Origin of the sequence: Variovorax xiamenensis (assembly GCF_050916385.1) — a bacterium.
GTDB lineage: Bacteria > Pseudomonadota > Gammaproteobacteria > Burkholderiales > Burkholderiaceae_C > Variovorax.
Window position 1 is genome coordinate 4,052,315 of the sequence record NZ_CP139038.1, and the last position, 14,883, is coordinate 4,067,197.

The window sequence follows — 14,883 nt, forward strand, 5'->3', positions numbered from 1 at the left end:
GACTGAATATTGCACAGTTCGTGCCATCCGCTAAGCCATTGATAACAAACGTTTCTCCACTCGGGAGAATCGCTTTCCGGCTGAATTCAGAACACTTGCAGTGTCTTTATTTCAGTCGAATGTCTGATTTTCAGTCAGGGCTTTCCCGGAGGCTTTGCGCTGGGCGATCCATTGCTCGAACTGCCGCTCGGCCTGCATGCGGAATTCGTTGCGCGCATGGTTGCAGGCCGCATGCGCGAGCCGCCGGTGCTTGGACGACCGAATGCCGCCGAAAGTCGAATCGACAAGATGCTCGATGGTCGCGGACTCCGGCCGGCCCGCGGGCTCGTCGAAATCCATCGGCAGGCCGCACCAATGGCAGTTCGGCCCGAAGGTGGAGCGCAGTGCCTTGACGCTCACAGGTTCGCGTACTCCAGGATCTCCTGGCCCATCAGCGTGCAATCGTTGCCCGACACGAAGTAGATGAGCCGCATCCGGTACTCGCCCTTGTAGATGCTGCCCCACACTTCGAGCACCTTGAACTGCTGCTTCTTGTTGGCGGGGTTGCGGATCGGCGGCAACTCCTTCACATCAGGGCTGACGCGGATGCGGTCGTCCTCGCCGAAGTGGAAGGTCAGCAGCTTCTTGGCACGGGCGACGGCTTCGCCGGAACACTGGGGTGCGGCGCTGGCCATGCTGGCGGCGGCGCAGAGCGCAAGACAAGCGGCGGTACGGGCAAGGGCCTTCTTCATCGGGTGTGGCGTCGGGGTTTATGGACTGGGGCGGGAGTATCGCTCGGGCATCGACTCATTGATCCTGGCTCGTCATCCGCTCATAAAGCGTCGCCCGCGAAATACCTAGCAGCCGCGCCGTCGCCAGCTTGTTGCCGCCGGTGGACGCCAGCGCCGCGGCAATCGCCTTGCGTTCGAGCTCCGCCACCTGCTGCGACAGCGGGCGCAGCAACGCAGCCTGCTCGTCCGCGTCGTGGCTGCTCTGCAAGGTGGCGGGCAGTTCGATCTGCTCCAGGCCGGCTTCGCGCAGGATGCGTTCGAGCTGCACGGCGTCGATGCGCTGCGAGTCGCTTCGCATGGTCACCTGCTCCAGCACGTTGCGCAGCTCGCGGATGTTGCCGCGCCAGTGCTGGCCCGCGAGGAGCGCAAGCGCGTCGGGCGTGAGTTCGGGCGGAGCCTCGCCGCTGCGCAGCGCCATGTCTTCGCCCAGTGCCTCGACGAGCGCTGGGATGTCGGCGCGCCGTTCGCGCAGCGGCGGCACGCGCAGCGGCAGCACGTTGAGACGGTAGTAGAGGTCTTCGCGGAACTGGCCGCGCCGCACGAGCTCGGGCAGGTCGCGCGAGGTGGCGGCGATCACGCGGGCGTCGAAGGGCACGAGCTTGTTGGAGCCCAGCGGCTCGATCTCGCCTTCCTGCAGCGCGCGCAACAGCTTGGCCTGCAGGCCCAGCGGCATGTCGCCGATCTCGTCGAGAAACAGGCTGCCGCCATCGGCCAGCTTGAACTTGCCTTCGCGGCCCTTGCGGTCGGCGCCGGTGAAGGCACCGGGCGCGAAGCCGAAGAACTCGGCCTCCAGCAGCGTGTCGGGCACGGCCGCGATGTTGACGCTGACGAACTGGCCCTTGGCACGCGCGGACGATGCGTGGATGGCGTGCGCCAGCAGTTCCTTGCCGGTGCCCGTTTCGCCCAGCAGCAGCACCGGGCTCGCCGATTGCGCGGCACGACGTGCATGCCGCTTCACTTCCACCGCGGCGGGGCTGCTGCCGATGAAGCTCGCGAAGGTGTACTTGGAACGCCGCTGCCCGTCGGCTGCATGCTGGTACAACGGGTTGTTGCGCTGGCTCGCCAGTTCGCGCCGCGCGTCGTCGAGGTCTCGCTGCAGCAGCGCGAACTTGCTGATGAGCGGCTGCAGCGTGGTCTCCGGCTGGTCGAACAGCACGATGCCGATCGCGCCGATGACCTTGCCCATGCCTCCTTCAGCGCCCCCGCGCTCTTCGCGAAGCGGAATGCGGCTGACGACGAAAGTACCAGCCTTGTTGGTCAGCAGGTCGACCAGGATGGGCTCGCCGGTCTCGAGCACGCGCCGCATCTGGGTGTTGGGAATCACGTCCTCCACCATGTGGCCCATGAACTCGTCGATGGACGAGAAGCCCAGCGCCGGAAGGAAACGGCGATAGCCCTCGTTCACCCACACGATGCGCCCGGTGCTGTCGACCAGGAACATGCCCTGGCTGATGCTCGAAAACAAATGAAACATCGAGCGCGCTGCGAGCGCGAGAATGCCCTCGGCATCGAGAGGCAGCGAGGGTGTTGCGGTGGAGGCGACAGGCATGGCGGGATCGTAGCGCGCCACGGATCGCAACCGTAAGTCTTAAGGATTCGCTCAGGCTCCCCCCTTCCGACAAAACCCTTCAGCAAGCCTTAAGTTAATCAATCGTTTGATTTCATGCGTGGTGTAATGCCGGCCATGAATGCGAGAGATCCGATCACCCAGGCACCTCGCCGCGCACCGCGCGCCGACGGCGCCGAGGCACGCCACCGGCTGCTCCACACCGCGCTGAGGCTGTTCGCGCAGAAGGGCTTCGCCAAGACCTCCACGCGCGAGATCGCCCGCGAGGCCGAGGTCAACATCTCGGCCATCAGCTACTACTTCGGCGACAAGGAAGGCCTCTACGCCGCCACCTTCAGCGAGCCGATGGGAGGCGACTCCAGCGACCTGATCGCCGCCTGCAACGCCCCCGGCCAGCCGCTCGAAGCCACGCTGCGCACGTGCATGGTGTCGATGATCGATCCGCTCAAGCAGGGCGAGATCGTGCGGCAATGCATCCAGCTGCACATGCGCGAGATGCTGGAGCCCACGAGCCGCTGGGCCGAGGAGCTGGAGCGCGACATCAAGGGCCCGCACCGCGCCATCGCCGACCTGCTGTGCCGCCACCTGAAGGTGGAGCGGGCCGACGACGACATCCACCGCCTGACCTTCGCGATCACCGGGCTGTCGATGCAGCTCTACGTGAGCCAGGACTTCATCGAGGCCATCCGCCCTTCGCTGCTGCGCACGCCGCGCGCCATCGACGCCTGGGCCGACCGCCTCACGGGCTATGCACTGGCATTGGTCGAGGCCGAGGCAGCACGCCGGCGCGCCGAGAGAAAGCAGAAGAAACAATGAGAAAACTCCGACTCGAATTGATAGCTGCCCTCTGCCTGGGCATCGGCCTCTCGGGCTGCGCGCTGACCCGCCCGCCCGCGCAGGTCGAGGCACCCACGCCCGCGCAATGGCACGCTCCCCTGCCCCACGGCGGCTCGCTGGCTTCGCTGGCGGACTGGTGGAGCCAGCTCGACGATCCGCTCCTGGTCGAGCTGATCGCCGCGGCCGAGGCCGCGAGCCCCAACGTCGCGAGCGCCGCCGCGCGCGTGGCCGAGGCGCGCTTCACGCGCGTGCAGGCCGGCGCGGCACTGCTGCCCAGCCTGGACGGCACCGCCTCGGCCAGCCGCGGGCCCGTGGGCATTTCGGGCGGCAGCTCCTCTGGCAGCAGCAGCAGCGGCAGCAGCGGCGGGCTGTCGTCGAGCACGCCGATCACCACGCTGCAGGCCGGCCTGCAATCGAAGTGGGAGGCCGACCTGTTCGGCCGCCTGCGCGCCGATCGCGATTCCGCCGAAGCCAAGCAGAGCAGCGCCAATGCCAAGTGGCACGACGCCCGCGTGGCCGTGGCGGCAGAAACGGCCAACGCCTATTTCGCGGAGCGCGCCTGCCAGCAGCAGCTGCGCGTGTCCGAATCGGATGCACGCTCGCGCGCCGAGACCTCGCGGCTCACCGATCTGTCGGCCAAGGCCGGCTTCACGGCACCTGCGGACGCAGCGCTCGCCCGCGCCAGCGCCTCCGACGCATCGGGCCGTCTCACGCAGCAGCGCGCCCAGTGCGCGGTGCAGCGCAAGGCGCTGGTGGCGCTCAGCGGCATCGACGAGACCACGCTCGAGCAGAAGCTCGCGGCCGCGCCGGCGCAGCGCGCGCTGCCGGCCGTGGGCAGCATTGCCAGCGTGCCGGCCGAGGCGATCTCGCAGCGCCCCGACGTGTACGCAGCCGAACTCGGCGTGGCCTCGGCCAGTGCCGACGTGGGCTCTGCCGAGGCCGAGCGCTACCCCAAGCTCACGGTGTCGGGTTCCATCGGACGCACGCAATACCGCGTGAGCGGCGTGCGCCAGTCGCTCGAAACCTGGACGGTGGGCCCGATCTCGCTGACCGTGCCGCTGCTCGACGGCGGCTCGCGCAAGGCCAACGCCGACGCAGCCAAGGCGCGCTATGCCGAGGCCGTGTCGCTCTACCGCGCCAACGTACGGCAGGCGGTGCGCGAGGTCGAGGAGGCGCTGGTCAACCTCGACGCCACCAACGCCCGCACCACCGACGCCGATACCGCGGTGAAGAACTACCAGGCCTCCTTCGACGCCACGCAGGCACGCTACAGCAGCGGCCTCGCGAGCCTGTTCGAGCTGGAGGATTCGCGCCGCACGCTGTTCTCGGCGCAGACCGCGCGCGTCTCGCTGCAGCGCGAGCGCACCGAGGCCTGGGTGGCGCTCTACCGCTCGATGGGTGGCGGCTGGAATCGCCAGTCCGCCCAGGGCCCCTCTTTCGAATCGTCCTCAATGACCACCTCCCCGGCCGCCAAGGTCGCGACGTCGCCATGAAAACAATGAAGCGTTCCACTCTCGCCATCGCGCTGATCGCGCTGGTCGTCGTCATCGCGGCGATCTTCTTCATGACCGGCAGCAAGCCGTCGGACAAGGCGGCCGACCACGCCACGGCGGCCAAGGGCAAGGACGGTGCCGCGTCGCCCAAGCCGGCACTCACCGTCACCGTCGCCAAGCCCGAAGCCACCGAGCTGATGCTCACGCTCGCGGCCAACGGCAACGTGGCCGCGTGGCAGGAAGCCGTGGTCGGCTCCGAGTCCAACGGCCTGAAGCTGGCCGAAGTGCGCGTGAACGTGGGCGATACGGTGAAGAAGGGCCAGGTGCTCGCGGTGTTCTCGCCCGAGACGGTTCAGGCCGACATCGCTCAGTCGCGCGCTTCGCTGGCGGAGGCACGCGCGACCGCAGCCGACGCCGCCGGCAACGCCGCGCGCGCCCGCACCCTGCAGGCCACGGGCGCGCTCAGCCAGCAGCAGATCAACCAGTACCAGACCACGGAGCAGACCGCCAAGGCGCGGGTCGAGGCAGCCGAGGCCGTGCTGGCCGCGCAGCAGGTACGCGGGCGCAACACGCAGGTGCTGGCGCCCGACGACGGCGTGATCTCGGCGCGCACCGCCACGGTAGGCAGCGTGGTTTCGGCGGGTACGGAGCTCTTCCGCCTGATCCGCCAGGGCCGGCTCGAATGGCGCGCCGAAGTGACCTCGGCCGAACTCAGCCGCGTTTCGGTCGGCACCACCGCCTTCGTGGTCAGCGCCAGCGGCGCGCAGGTGCGCGGCAAGGTGCGCAGCATCGCTCCCACCGTCGATCCGCAGACGCGTGCGGCGCTGGTGTATGTCGACCTGCCCAACGTGCAGCAGAACACCGGCGTCAAGGCCGGCATGTTCGCGCGCGGCGACTTCGAGCTTGGCCGCAGCACCGCGCCGACGGTGCCGCAGGCCGCCGTGGTGCCGCGCGACGGCTTCAACAACGTGTTCGTGCTGAAGCCCGACAACAAGGTGTCGCAGCTGAAGGTGCAGATCGGCCGGCGCCTGAACGACCGCATCGAGATCACCAGCGCGCTGCCCGAAGGCGCACAGGTGGTGGTGCAAGGCGCGGGCTTCCTCAACGACGGCGACCTGGTGCGCGTGGTGGATGCACCCGCCGCCGCGACCGCTGCGCCGGCACCCGCGGGCGCGGGCTCGGCAGCGGCCGCCAGGTAAGAAGAAAAGAAAGCAGAAACCAGATGACGCAAAGGACACGCCCATGAACGTTTCCGCCTGGTCCATACGCAACCCGATTCCGGCGGTGATGCTGTTCGTGCTGCTCACCTTCGGGGGGCTGCTGTCGTTCAACGCGATGAAGGTGCAGAACTTTCCGGACATCGACCTGCCGACCGTGACGGTCTCGGCCTCGCTGCCCGGCGCCGCGCCTTCGCAGCTGGAGACCGACGTCGCGCGCAAGCTCGAGAACTCCATCGCCACGGTGCAGGGGCTGAAGCACATCACCACCAAGGTGCAGGACGGCGCCGCCACGCTGATCGTCGAGTTCCGCCTCGAAAAGCCCGTGCAGGAGGCCGTGGACGACGTGCGCTCCGCCGTGCAGCGCGTGCGCGCCGACCTGCCGGCCGACGTGCGCGACCCGGTCGTCACCAAGCTCGACTTCGCGGCGCAGCCGGTGCTGGCCTTCACCATCGCCTCCTCCGCCATGGATGCCGAGGCGCTGAGCTGGTACGTCGACAACGACGTCACGAAGAAGCTGCTTGCACTGTCCGGCGTGGGCGCGGTGAACCGCGTGGGTGGCGTCACGCGCCAGGTGCACATCGACCTCGACCCGGCAAAGCTGCAGGCGCTGGGCGCCTCGGCCGCCGACATCTCGCGCCAGCTGCGGCAGGTGCAGACCGAGAGCGCGGGCGGCCGTTTCGACCTGGGCGGCAGCGAGCAGCCGGTGCGCACCATGGCCACGGTGAAGTCGGCCGACCAGCTCGCCGACATGCAGATCGTGCTGAGCGACGGCCGCCGCATCCGCCTCGACCAGGTGGCGCGCATCAGCGACACCATCGCCGAGCCGCGCGCGGCCGCCCTGCTCAACGGCAAGCCGGTGGTCGGCTTCGAAGTGGCCCGCAGCCGCGGCGCCAGCGAGGTCGAAGTGGGCCACGCGGTGATGAAGGCGCTGGCCGACATGCGCGCCGCGCGCCCCGACATCGAGCTGACCGAGGCCTTCAACTTCGTCGACCCGGTGGAAGAGGAATACAACGGCTCGCTGCACCTGCTGTACGAGGGCGCCATTCTGGCGGTGGTGGTGGTGTGGCTCTTCCTGCGCGACTGGCGCGCCACCTTCGTCTCGGCCATCGCGCTGCCGATGTCGGTGATTCCGGCCTTCATCGGCATGCACCTGCTGGGCTTCTCGGTCAACGTGATCTCACTGCTCGCGCTCTCGCTGGTGGTGGGCATATTGGTGGACGACGCCATCGTGGAGGTCGAGAACATCGTGCGCCACCTGCGCATGGGCAAGACGCCCTACCAGGCGGCGATGGAGGCGGCCGACGAGATCGGGCTGGCGGTGATTGCCACCACCTTCACGCTGATCGCGGTGTTCCTGCCCACGGCCTTCATGAGCGGTGTGGCCGGCAAGTTCTTCAAGCAGTTCGGCTGGACGGCATCGCTCGCGGTGTTCGCATCGCTGGTGGTGGCCCGGGTGCTCACGCCGATGATGGCGGCCTACATGCTCAAGCCCGTGGTCGGCGCCGAGAAGGAGCCGGGCTGGCTGAGCTGGTACATGAAGGCGGTGACGTGGAGCACGCACAACCGCTTCAAGACGATGGTGCTGGCCACCCTCTTCTTCTTCGGCTCGCTGGCGATGATCCCGCTGCTCAAGACCGGCTTCATTCCGCCGGACGACAACTCGCAAACGCAGATCTACCTGTCGCTGCCGCCCGGCTCCACGCTGGCGCAGACGACGGCCGCGGCGGAAGAAACGCGCAACCGCGTGATGAAGATCCAGCACGTGAAGAGCGTCTACACCACGGTGGCCGGCGGCAGCGCGGGCGGCGACCCGTTCGCCAACTTCGGCACGCCCGAGACGCGCAAGGCCACGCTCACCATCAAGCTCGACCCGCGCGGCGACCGCCCGCGCAAGCAGGTGATCGAGAACCAGATCCGCACCGCGCTCGAAACCCTGCCCGGCGTGCGCAGCACGGTGGGCCTGGGCGGCTCGGGCGAGAAGTACATCCTGGCGCTCACGGGCGAGGACCCGGTGGCGCTGTCCAGCGCGGCGAGCGCGGTCGAGAAAGACCTGCGCACCATTCCCGGCCTGGGCAACATCACCTCCACCGCGAGCCTGATCCGCCCCGAGATCGCCGTGCGCCCCGACTTCGCGCGCGCCGCCGACCTGGGCGTGACCAGTTCCGCCATTGCCGAGACGCTGCGCGTGGCCACGCTGGGCGACTACGACCAGTCGCTGGCCAAGCTCAACCTCGCGCAGCGGCAGGTGCCGATCCTGGTGAAGCTGGAAGACTCGGCACGCAAGGACATCGACCTGCTCGGGCGCCTGTCGGTGCCCGGCACGCGCGGGCCGGTCATGCTGAACCAGGTGGCCTCGCTCAGCATGGAAGGCGGCCCGGCCGTCATCGACCGCTACGACCGCTCGCGCAACGTGAACTTCGAGATCGAGCTCTCGGGCGTGGGCCTGGGCGACGCGAAGGACGCGGTGCAGAAGCTGCCGTCGATCCAGAAGCTGCCGCCGGGCGTGCGCATCGCCGAAGTGGGCGACGCCGAAGTCATGACAGAGCTGTTCGCCAGCTTCGGCCTGGCCATGCTCACGGGCGTGCTGTGCATCTACATCGTGCTGGTGCTGCTCTTCAAGGACTTCCTGCACCCGGTGACGATCCTGTGCGCGCTGCCGCTCGCGCTGGGCGGCGCCTTCGTGGGCCTGCTGATCGGGCAGAAGGCGCTGTCGATGCCATCGCTGATCGGCCTGATCATGCTGATGGGCATCGCGACGAAGAACTCCATTCTTCTGGTGGAATATGCCATCGTGGCGCGCCGCGACCACGGCATGAACCGCTGGGACGCGCTGCGCGACGCCTGCCACAAGCGCGCGCGGCCCATCATCATGACCACGCTGGCCATGGGCGCGGGCATGCTGCCCATTGCGGTGGGCTTCGGCGCGGCGGATTCGAGCTTCCGCTCGCCGATGGCGATGGCGGTGATCGGCGGCCTCATCACCTCCACCGTGCTGAGCCTGCTGGTGGTGCCGGCCGTGTTCACCTACATCGACGACATCGAGCACTGGATCAGGCGCACCGTGCGCAAGCTGCGCGGGCAGCCGGCCGATCCGCACATCGACGACGACCTGGTCGAGACGCCCGCGGCACCGAGCCGCTAGCGCGCCTCGAGGTTGAGCACGATCACGCCCGCAACGATCGCCGCCACTCCGGCGATCCGCGGCAGAGTGACGGGCTCGCCGAGCCAGATCATGCCGAGCACGGCGATCAGCACCGTGCCGCTGCCGGCCCAGACCGCATAGCTCAACCCCACGCCGAGCTCGCGCACCGCGAGCGACATGAGCCAGATCGCGGCGGCATAGCAGGCGCCGGTGACGACAGAGGGAACAAGGCGGGTGAAGCCCTCGGCAAACCGAAGGGCCATGGTGCCGGCAACCTCCGCCGCGACGCTCGCGGCGAGCAGGAGCCAGGCAAGGGTCTGGGGACTCACTGGATACCTCACTGCACTCCCCGCCGTACCGGGCGGAGGGTGCATGTGGGGAAAAGCGGTACCCAAAAACGAAAAAACCGGATGCTGACAGCATCCGGTTTCCCGATGATGACGAAGAAAAGACTCAGGCGTCCATCTGCGCCAGCTTTGCCAGCTTGCGTTCGCTCATGCGCTTGGCCAGGCGAGGAAGGATCAGCACGGCCACAACTATGACGATCAGCGTGATCGACATCGGCCGCTGGAAGAACACCGCCGCGCTGCCCTCGCCGATCGACATCGCGTTGCGCAGCTGCGCTTCGGCGAGCGGGCCGAGGATCATGCCGACCACCACGGGAGCGGTCGGGAAGTCGAAGCGGCGCATCACCACGCCCAGGATGCCGATGGCGTACAGCAGGAACAGGTCGAACGCGCTCTGGCGCATGCCGTAGGCACCCACCGTCGCGAAGATCAGGATGCCGGCATACAGCTGGGGCTTCGGGATCTTCAGCAGCTTGACCCACAGGCCAACCATCGGCAGGTTCAGCACCAGCAGCATCACGTTGCCGATGTACAGCGACGCGATCAGCGCCCACACCAGCGCGGCCGAGGTGGTGAAGAGCTGCGGACCCGGCTGGATGCCGTAGTTCTGGAACGCGCCCAGCAGGATGGCGGTGGTGTTCGAGGTGGGAATGCCCAACGTGAGCAGCGGGATGAGCGCGGCCGTCACCGTGGCGTTGTTGGCAGCCTCGGGACCGGCCACGCCTTCGATGGCGCCGGTGGTGCCGAACTCGGCCTTGGCTTCCTTGTCCTTGGCCAGCTTCTTCTCGGTGGCGTAGCTCAGGAAGGTCGGGATCTCGGTGCCACCGGCCGGAATGCAGCCGAAGGGCGTGCCGATGGCGGTGCCGCGCAGCCAGGCGGGAATGGAGCGCTTCCAGTCGCGCCTGGTCATGTGCACGCGGCTGAGCTTGTTCTGGCCCTCGACCACCTTGCCTTCATACAGCACGGCGTACAGCACCTCGGCCACGGCGAACAGGCCCACGGCCACCAGCACGATCTCGATGCCGTCGAGCAGCTCGGGAATGCCGCCGGTGTAGCGGCCCTGGCCCGAGATCTGGTCGAGGCCGATGCAGCCGGCCGCGAGGCCGACGAACAGCGCCGTCATGCCGCGCAGCGTGCTCTTACCGAGCACCGCGCTCACGGTGGTGAAGGCCAGCAGCATCAGCAGGAAGTATTCCGGCGGGCCGAGCTTGACCGCGAAGTCGGCCACGAAGGGCGCGAACAGCGTGACGATGACGGTGGCGATGGTGCCGGCCACGAAGGAGCCGATGGCCGCCGTTGCGAGCGCCGCACCCGCGCGGCCGCTCTTGGCCATCTTGTTGCCCTCCATCGCCGTCACCATGCTGGCGGTTTCGCCGGGCGTGTTCAGCAGGATGGAGGTGGTCGAGCCGCCATACATGGCGCCGTAGTAGATGCCCGAGAAGAAGATCATCGAGGCCGTGATGTCGACCTTGCCGGTGATCGGCAGCAGCATGGCCACCGCCACGGCCGGGCCGATGCCGGGCAGCACGCCCACGGCCGTGCCCAGGGCACAGCCGACCAGGCACCAGAGCAGATTGACGGGGGTGATGGCGGCCGCGAAGCCCGCCATGAGTGCGTTGAAGATTTCCATGTCAGATCCACCCGGTCGAAGTGAGGCCAGGCAGGTTGATGGCCAGGAATTGCGTGAACATCCAGAACACCGGGGCGGAGATCACTGCGCCGGTGACGAAATCGGTCACCCAGGTGCGGGGTGCGTTCACGCCGGCCTGCCCGCTCGCGCGGCGCAGCCCCTGCACGGCCAGCAGGTAGCACAGCGTGCAGCTCAGGATGAAGCCGAGCGTGGTGATGAGCGCCGCGTTGAGCAGCAGGCCCGCCGACACCCAGATGAAACCGGGCCAGTAGGCATGCTCCGCGCCCGAGGGAGCGTCGAGCTCGCGGAAGCCGCCTGTACGCGCCTCCCACAGGATCCAGGCGCCGCACAGCATGAGCACCACGGACACCAGCCAGGGCAGGAAGTTGGGACCGACGCCGCCGTAGCCCGCGTCGGAAGAAATGCCGATGGCGCCGAAGGCCAGCGCGATGCCGGTCACCAGCACGCCGATGCCGACCAGGGTTTGCGGCCAGGTGACCGCGGGTTGCGGCGGGGCCGAGGAGTCTGGAGTTGTCATTTTTTCTCCCGGATGTGGAGCTGGATTTGAAAACGGCACGCTGTCGTCTCTTTCGAGGACAGCGCGCCGTGGGGCGGGCCAATGACTGCGGCGCGAGCCGCAGGATCAGACCATGCCGGACTTCGTCATGATCGCGCGCAGGCTCGCGAAGTCGTCGTCCACGAACTTGGCGAAGGCTTCGCCCGACAGCACGGCCGGCGTCCAGTCGTTCTTCTTGAGCGATTCGGCCCACGACGAGCTCTTCATGGCGGCCAGCACCAGGTCGGTCAGCGCCTTGCGCTGCTCGGCCGAGATGCCGGGGGCGCCGTAGACGCCGCGCCAGTTGCCGATCTCGACGTCGATGCCCTGCTCCTTCAGCGTGGGCACGTTCACGCCCGGCAGGCGCTGCGCGGAGGTGACGGCGATGGGCTTCATCTTGCCGGCGGCGATGTACTCGGCGAACTCGCTGTAGCCGCTGCCGCCGATGGTGACGTTGCCGCCCAGGATGGCGGCGGTGGCTTCACCGCCTCCACGGAAGGCGACGTAGTTGATCTTGGACGGGTCGGCACCGACCTTCTGCGCGATCATGGCCGCGGCGATGTGCTCGGTGGAGCCGCGCGAACCGCCGCCCCACTTGACGCTGCCCGGGTCCTTCTTCAGTTGCTCGACCACGTCCTTCATGGTCTTGAACGGCGAGTTGGCCGGCAGCACGAACACGTTGTATTCGGTGGTCAGGCGCGCGATGGGCGTGGCCTGCGACAGGTTGACCGGCGGCTTGCCGGTGATGATGCCGCCCAGCATGACCGAGCCCATGACCATCAGCGCGTTGGCGTCGCCCTTGGAGCCGTTGACGAACTGGGCCAGGCCCAGCGCGCCGGCGGCGCCGCCCTTGTTGTCGTAGGTGACCGTGTCGGCCACCTTGGCGTCGGTCAGCGCCTTGCCCAGCGCGCGGCCGGTGGTGTCCCAGCCGCCGCCGGGGTTGGCCGGGATCATCATCTTGACGTTGGCGCCAGCCCGCGCCGACAGTGGCAGGGCTCCGACGGCGGCCATGGCGGCCAGTGACTTCAGAAAGGTGTCGCGACGCATGCTGGGGTCTCCTGATTGGAAGGAACTTGAAAGGAAGCTGACTTGTAGCTGAGCGCTATCATGCGCCGCCCCGCTGTCAGTTGGCTGTCCGCCAGACTGGGGAAAACACCAAAGTACGCACCCCCGACGCCACCGTATGAAGCTGCTGCTGGTCGAAGACGACCCCTCGATGCAAATCACACTGCAGCGCACCCTCGGGCGCCGCCGCATCGACGTGCGTGTCTGCGGCGACGGCGCCGAAGCCGTCACGCAGTGGCGCGCCATCGAGCCCGACGTGGTCGCCCTCGACCTGAGCCTGCCCAACGTCGACGGCCTGCAGGTGCTGGCCCAGGCCCGCGCCGAGGGCCTGCGCACGCCGGTGCTGCTGCTGACCGCGCGCGGCACGGTGGGCGACCGCATCGTCGGCCTGAATGCCGGTGCCGACGACTACCTGCCCAAGCCCTTCGACCTCGACGAGCTGGAAGCGCGCATCCGCGCCCTGCGCCGGCGCAGCCACGGCGCCCCCGGGCCGGACGCCGGCCTGAACCCTCAGGAAATCGGCGGATTGCGCTTCGAACCGGACAACGGCGCCATCTACAACCGCGCCGAACTGCTCGAGCTCACGCCGCGCGAACTGGCGCTGCTGAAGGCGCTGATGATGAAACCGGGCCACGCCGTGACCAAGGAGCGGCTGTTCGAACTGGTATTCCCGGGCGAGACCGACGTGCAGTACGAGGCCATCGAGGTGGTGGTGTACCGGCTGCGCAAGAAGCTGGCGGGCACCGGCGCCGTGCTGATGACGATGCGCGGGCTCGGCTATCTGCTGCGCCCCGAGGCATGACCCGCATCTCATCTCTTCGCGCGCGGCTGCTGCTCGGCATCCTCGCGCCGGTGGCCGTGTTCATCGTGATCAACAGCGTGAGCCTGTACCGCCAGAGCCTGGCGGCGGCCACCACCGCCTACGACCGCACCCTGCTCGCGTCGGCCAAGACCATCGGCGAGCAGCTCGACGTGGAGGGCTACGACGACATGGCCCGGCTGCGCGCCATCGTGCCCTACTCCGCGCTGGAGGCCTTCGAGGCCGACAACCGCAGCCGTCTCTTCTACCGGGTCTCGGCGCTCGACGGCGAGATGATCTCCGGCTTTGCCGAGCTGCCCTTCTGGCGCGGCCGCATCCCGGACCGCGGCGCCTACTCGGCGCTGGTCGACTTCTACGACGCCCAGTTCCGCAACCAGCCGGTGCGCGTGGCGGTGCTGCTGCAGCCGGTGGCCAGCGCGACCGGCCGCGGCATGGCCGTGGTGCAGGTCGCCGAAACCCTGGAGCTGCGCGAGACGCTGGTGCGCAAGCTGCTGCTCGACACGCTGTGGCGCCAGCTGCTGCTGATGGGCGTGATCGCGCTCGTCACCATTTTCGTGGTGCAGCGCGCCACGCGGCCGGTGCGCGAGCTGGGCGAGGCCATCGAGAAGCGCCCGGCCGACGATCTCTCGCCCATCGACGCGCCCGACGCGCCGCGCGAACTGCGTCCGCTGATCGACGCCACCACACAGGTCATGGGCCGCCTGCAGCGCCTGCTCGACCACCAGAAACGCTTCGTGCGCGACAGTGCCCATCAGCTGCGCACGCCGCTGGCCGTGCTGAAGGCGCAGGTGCAATCGGCGCAGCGCGGCGACGTCGCGCCCGAGCAGGCGCTCGGCGAAATCAGCGACACCGTCGACCGCGCGACCATGCTGGCCAACCAGATGCTGTCGCTCGCCAAGGTGGAGCAGCTGCGGCAGCAGCCGGAGTCGGTGACGCTCGATCTCGGCGAGGTGGCGCGGCACATCGCGCTCGACCTGTCGCCGCTGGTGGCCGACAAGGCGCTCGACTTCGAGCTCGCCATCGACGAGCCCGTGCCGGTGCGCGCCCATCAGTGGATGCTGCACGAGCTCACGCGCAACCTGCTGCACAACGCGATCAAGCAGAGCCCGCCGGGCGCGGCGCTGTCGGTGACGGTGCGGCCCGAAGGCGCCGACGCGGTGCTGGTCGTGCGCGACGCCGGCCCCGGCATCTCGCCGGAGCTGCGCCAGCGCCTGTTCGCGCCCTTTGCGGCGGGCAGCACCTCCAGCGGCTCGGGGCTGGGGCTGGCGATTTGCCGCGAGATCGTGCAGGCGCTGGGCGGGCGCATCAGCCTCGACAACCGGACCGAACCAGGCCCCCACGGCGGCCAGGCCGGGCGAGTGATCGGGCTGGACGCGGTGGTGCATCTGCCGCTCGCCTCGCAACCTTCACTGCCGCCGGCGCGGCACAATGCCTGA

Annotated in this window: 13 protein-coding genes; 6 read left to right on the plus strand and 7 right to left on the minus strand. The window is 68.5% G+C overall.

The window, feature by feature from the left end; translation table 11 throughout:
• Positions 1–111: 111 nt before the first annotated feature.
• The 3 genes from SFB74_RS18480 to SFB74_RS18490 are packed head-to-tail and all read right to left on the minus strand — an operon-like array spanning position 112 to position 2,319.
• The gene (locus tag SFB74_RS18480) at positions 112–399 is read right to left on the minus strand and encodes a hypothetical protein (protein WP_432725682.1); all 288 of its coding nucleotides are present in this window, start codon (positions 397–399) and stop codon (positions 112–114) included.
• Positions 396–731 (minus strand): hypothetical protein, encoded by a 336-nt coding sequence (locus SFB74_RS18485; protein ID WP_432725683.1) that lies wholly within the window; start codon positions 729–731, stop codon positions 396–398. Before SFB74_RS18485 ends, SFB74_RS18480 begins: the two co-directional genes overlap by 4 nt.
• Before the next feature lie 55 nt (positions 732–786).
• Entirely contained in the window at positions 787–2,319 is a 1,533-nt protein-coding gene (locus SFB74_RS18490; protein ID WP_432725684.1) for a sigma-54 interaction domain-containing protein, read from the minus strand.
• 135 nt (positions 2,320–2,454) lie between these two features.
• Here SFB74_RS18490 and SFB74_RS18495 point away from each other — a divergent pair, with 135 nt between their 5' ends.
• Genes SFB74_RS18495 through SFB74_RS18510 form a run of 4 tightly spaced genes read left to right on the plus strand, consistent with a single transcriptional unit; the run spans position 2,455 to position 9,029 of the window.
• A complete protein-coding gene (locus SFB74_RS18495; protein ID WP_432725685.1) occupies positions 2,455–3,153 on the plus strand; it encodes a CerR family C-terminal domain-containing protein in 699 nt (232 codons plus the stop codon).
• Complete coding sequence (locus tag SFB74_RS18500) at positions 3,150–4,667, plus strand: efflux transporter outer membrane subunit (protein ID WP_432725686.1); 1,518 nt, start codon at positions 3,150–3,152, stop codon at positions 4,665–4,667. The genes SFB74_RS18495 and SFB74_RS18500 overlap by 4 nt, the downstream gene beginning before the upstream one ends.
• Entirely contained in the window at positions 4,664–5,866 is a 1,203-nt protein-coding gene (locus tag SFB74_RS18505; protein ID WP_432725687.1) for an efflux RND transporter periplasmic adaptor subunit, read from the plus strand. The genes SFB74_RS18500 and SFB74_RS18505 overlap by 4 nt, the downstream gene beginning before the upstream one ends.
• A 43-nt stretch (positions 5,867–5,909) precedes the next feature.
• Entirely contained in the window at positions 5,910–9,029 is a 3,120-nt protein-coding gene (locus SFB74_RS18510) for an efflux RND transporter permease subunit (RefSeq protein ID WP_432725689.1), read from the plus strand.
• On the opposite strand, the gene SFB74_RS18515 is transcribed toward SFB74_RS18510, so the two are convergent.
• The 4 genes from SFB74_RS18515 to SFB74_RS18530 all read right to left on the minus strand — a co-directional run bounded on the left by SFB74_RS18515 (position 9,026) and on the right by SFB74_RS18530 (position 12,609).
• A complete protein-coding gene (locus SFB74_RS18515; RefSeq protein WP_126468404.1) occupies positions 9,026–9,358 on the minus strand; it encodes a DMT family transporter in 333 nt (110 codons plus the stop codon). The two genes, SFB74_RS18510 and SFB74_RS18515, sit on opposite strands and share 4 nt — an antisense overlap.
• A gap of 124 nt (positions 9,359–9,482) precedes the next feature.
• Positions 9,483–11,006, minus strand: a complete 1,524-nt coding sequence (locus SFB74_RS18520) for a tripartite tricarboxylate transporter permease (protein ID WP_432725690.1) — start codon at positions 11,004–11,006, stop codon at positions 9,483–9,485.
• Between the two features lies 1 nt (position 11,007).
• Complete coding sequence (locus SFB74_RS18525; protein ID WP_432725692.1) at positions 11,008–11,544, minus strand: tripartite tricarboxylate transporter TctB family protein; 537 nt, start codon at positions 11,542–11,544, stop codon at positions 11,008–11,010.
• Between the two features lie 105 nt (positions 11,545–11,649).
• A complete protein-coding gene (locus tag SFB74_RS18530; RefSeq protein WP_432725693.1) occupies positions 11,650–12,609 on the minus strand; it encodes a Bug family tripartite tricarboxylate transporter substrate binding protein in 960 nt (319 codons plus the stop codon).
• A gap of 136 nt (positions 12,610–12,745) precedes the next feature.
• On the opposite strand from SFB74_RS18530, the gene SFB74_RS18535 reads away from it, so the two are divergent.
• Both SFB74_RS18535 and SFB74_RS18540 read left to right on the plus strand, forming a co-directional pair.
• A complete protein-coding gene (locus SFB74_RS18535) occupies positions 12,746–13,429 on the plus strand; it encodes a response regulator (RefSeq protein ID WP_432725695.1) in 684 nt (227 codons plus the stop codon).
• The gene (locus tag SFB74_RS18540) at positions 13,426–14,883 is read left to right on the plus strand and encodes a sensor histidine kinase (RefSeq protein WP_432725696.1); all 1,458 of its coding nucleotides are present in this window, start codon (positions 13,426–13,428) and stop codon (positions 14,881–14,883) included. The genes SFB74_RS18535 and SFB74_RS18540 overlap by 4 nt, the downstream gene beginning before the upstream one ends.

Coding starts and splice junctions, on each gene's coding strand:
- SFB74_RS18530 (WP_432725693.1), bottom strand. CDS start 12,609: ATGCGTCGCGACACCTTTCTGAAGTCACTGGCCGCCATGGCCGCCGTC.
- SFB74_RS18485 (WP_432725683.1), bottom strand. CDS start 731: ATGAAGAAGGCCCTTGCCCGTACCGCCGCTTGTCTTGCGCTCTGCGCC.
- SFB74_RS18500 (WP_432725686.1), top strand. CDS start 3,150: ATGAGAAAACTCCGACTCGAATTGATAGCTGCCCTCTGCCTGGGCATC.
- SFB74_RS18520 (WP_432725690.1), bottom strand. CDS start 11,006: ATGGAAATCTTCAACGCACTCATGGCGGGCTTCGCGGCCGCCATCACC.
- SFB74_RS18540 (WP_432725696.1), top strand. CDS start 13,426: ATGACCCGCATCTCATCTCTTCGCGCGCGGCTGCTGCTCGGCATCCTC.
- SFB74_RS18490 (WP_432725684.1), bottom strand. CDS start 2,319: ATGCCTGTCGCCTCCACCGCAACACCCTCGCTGCCTCTCGATGCCGAG.
- SFB74_RS18525 (WP_432725692.1), bottom strand. CDS start 11,544: ATGACAACTCCAGACTCCTCGGCCCCGCCGCAACCCGCGGTCACCTGG.
- SFB74_RS18495 (WP_432725685.1), top strand. CDS start 2,455: ATGAATGCGAGAGATCCGATCACCCAGGCACCTCGCCGCGCACCGCGC.
- SFB74_RS18535 (WP_432725695.1), top strand. CDS start 12,746: ATGAAGCTGCTGCTGGTCGAAGACGACCCCTCGATGCAAATCACACTG.
- SFB74_RS18505 (WP_432725687.1), top strand. CDS start 4,664: ATGAAAACAATGAAGCGTTCCACTCTCGCCATCGCGCTGATCGCGCTG.
- SFB74_RS18510 (WP_432725689.1), top strand. CDS start 5,910: ATGAACGTTTCCGCCTGGTCCATACGCAACCCGATTCCGGCGGTGATG.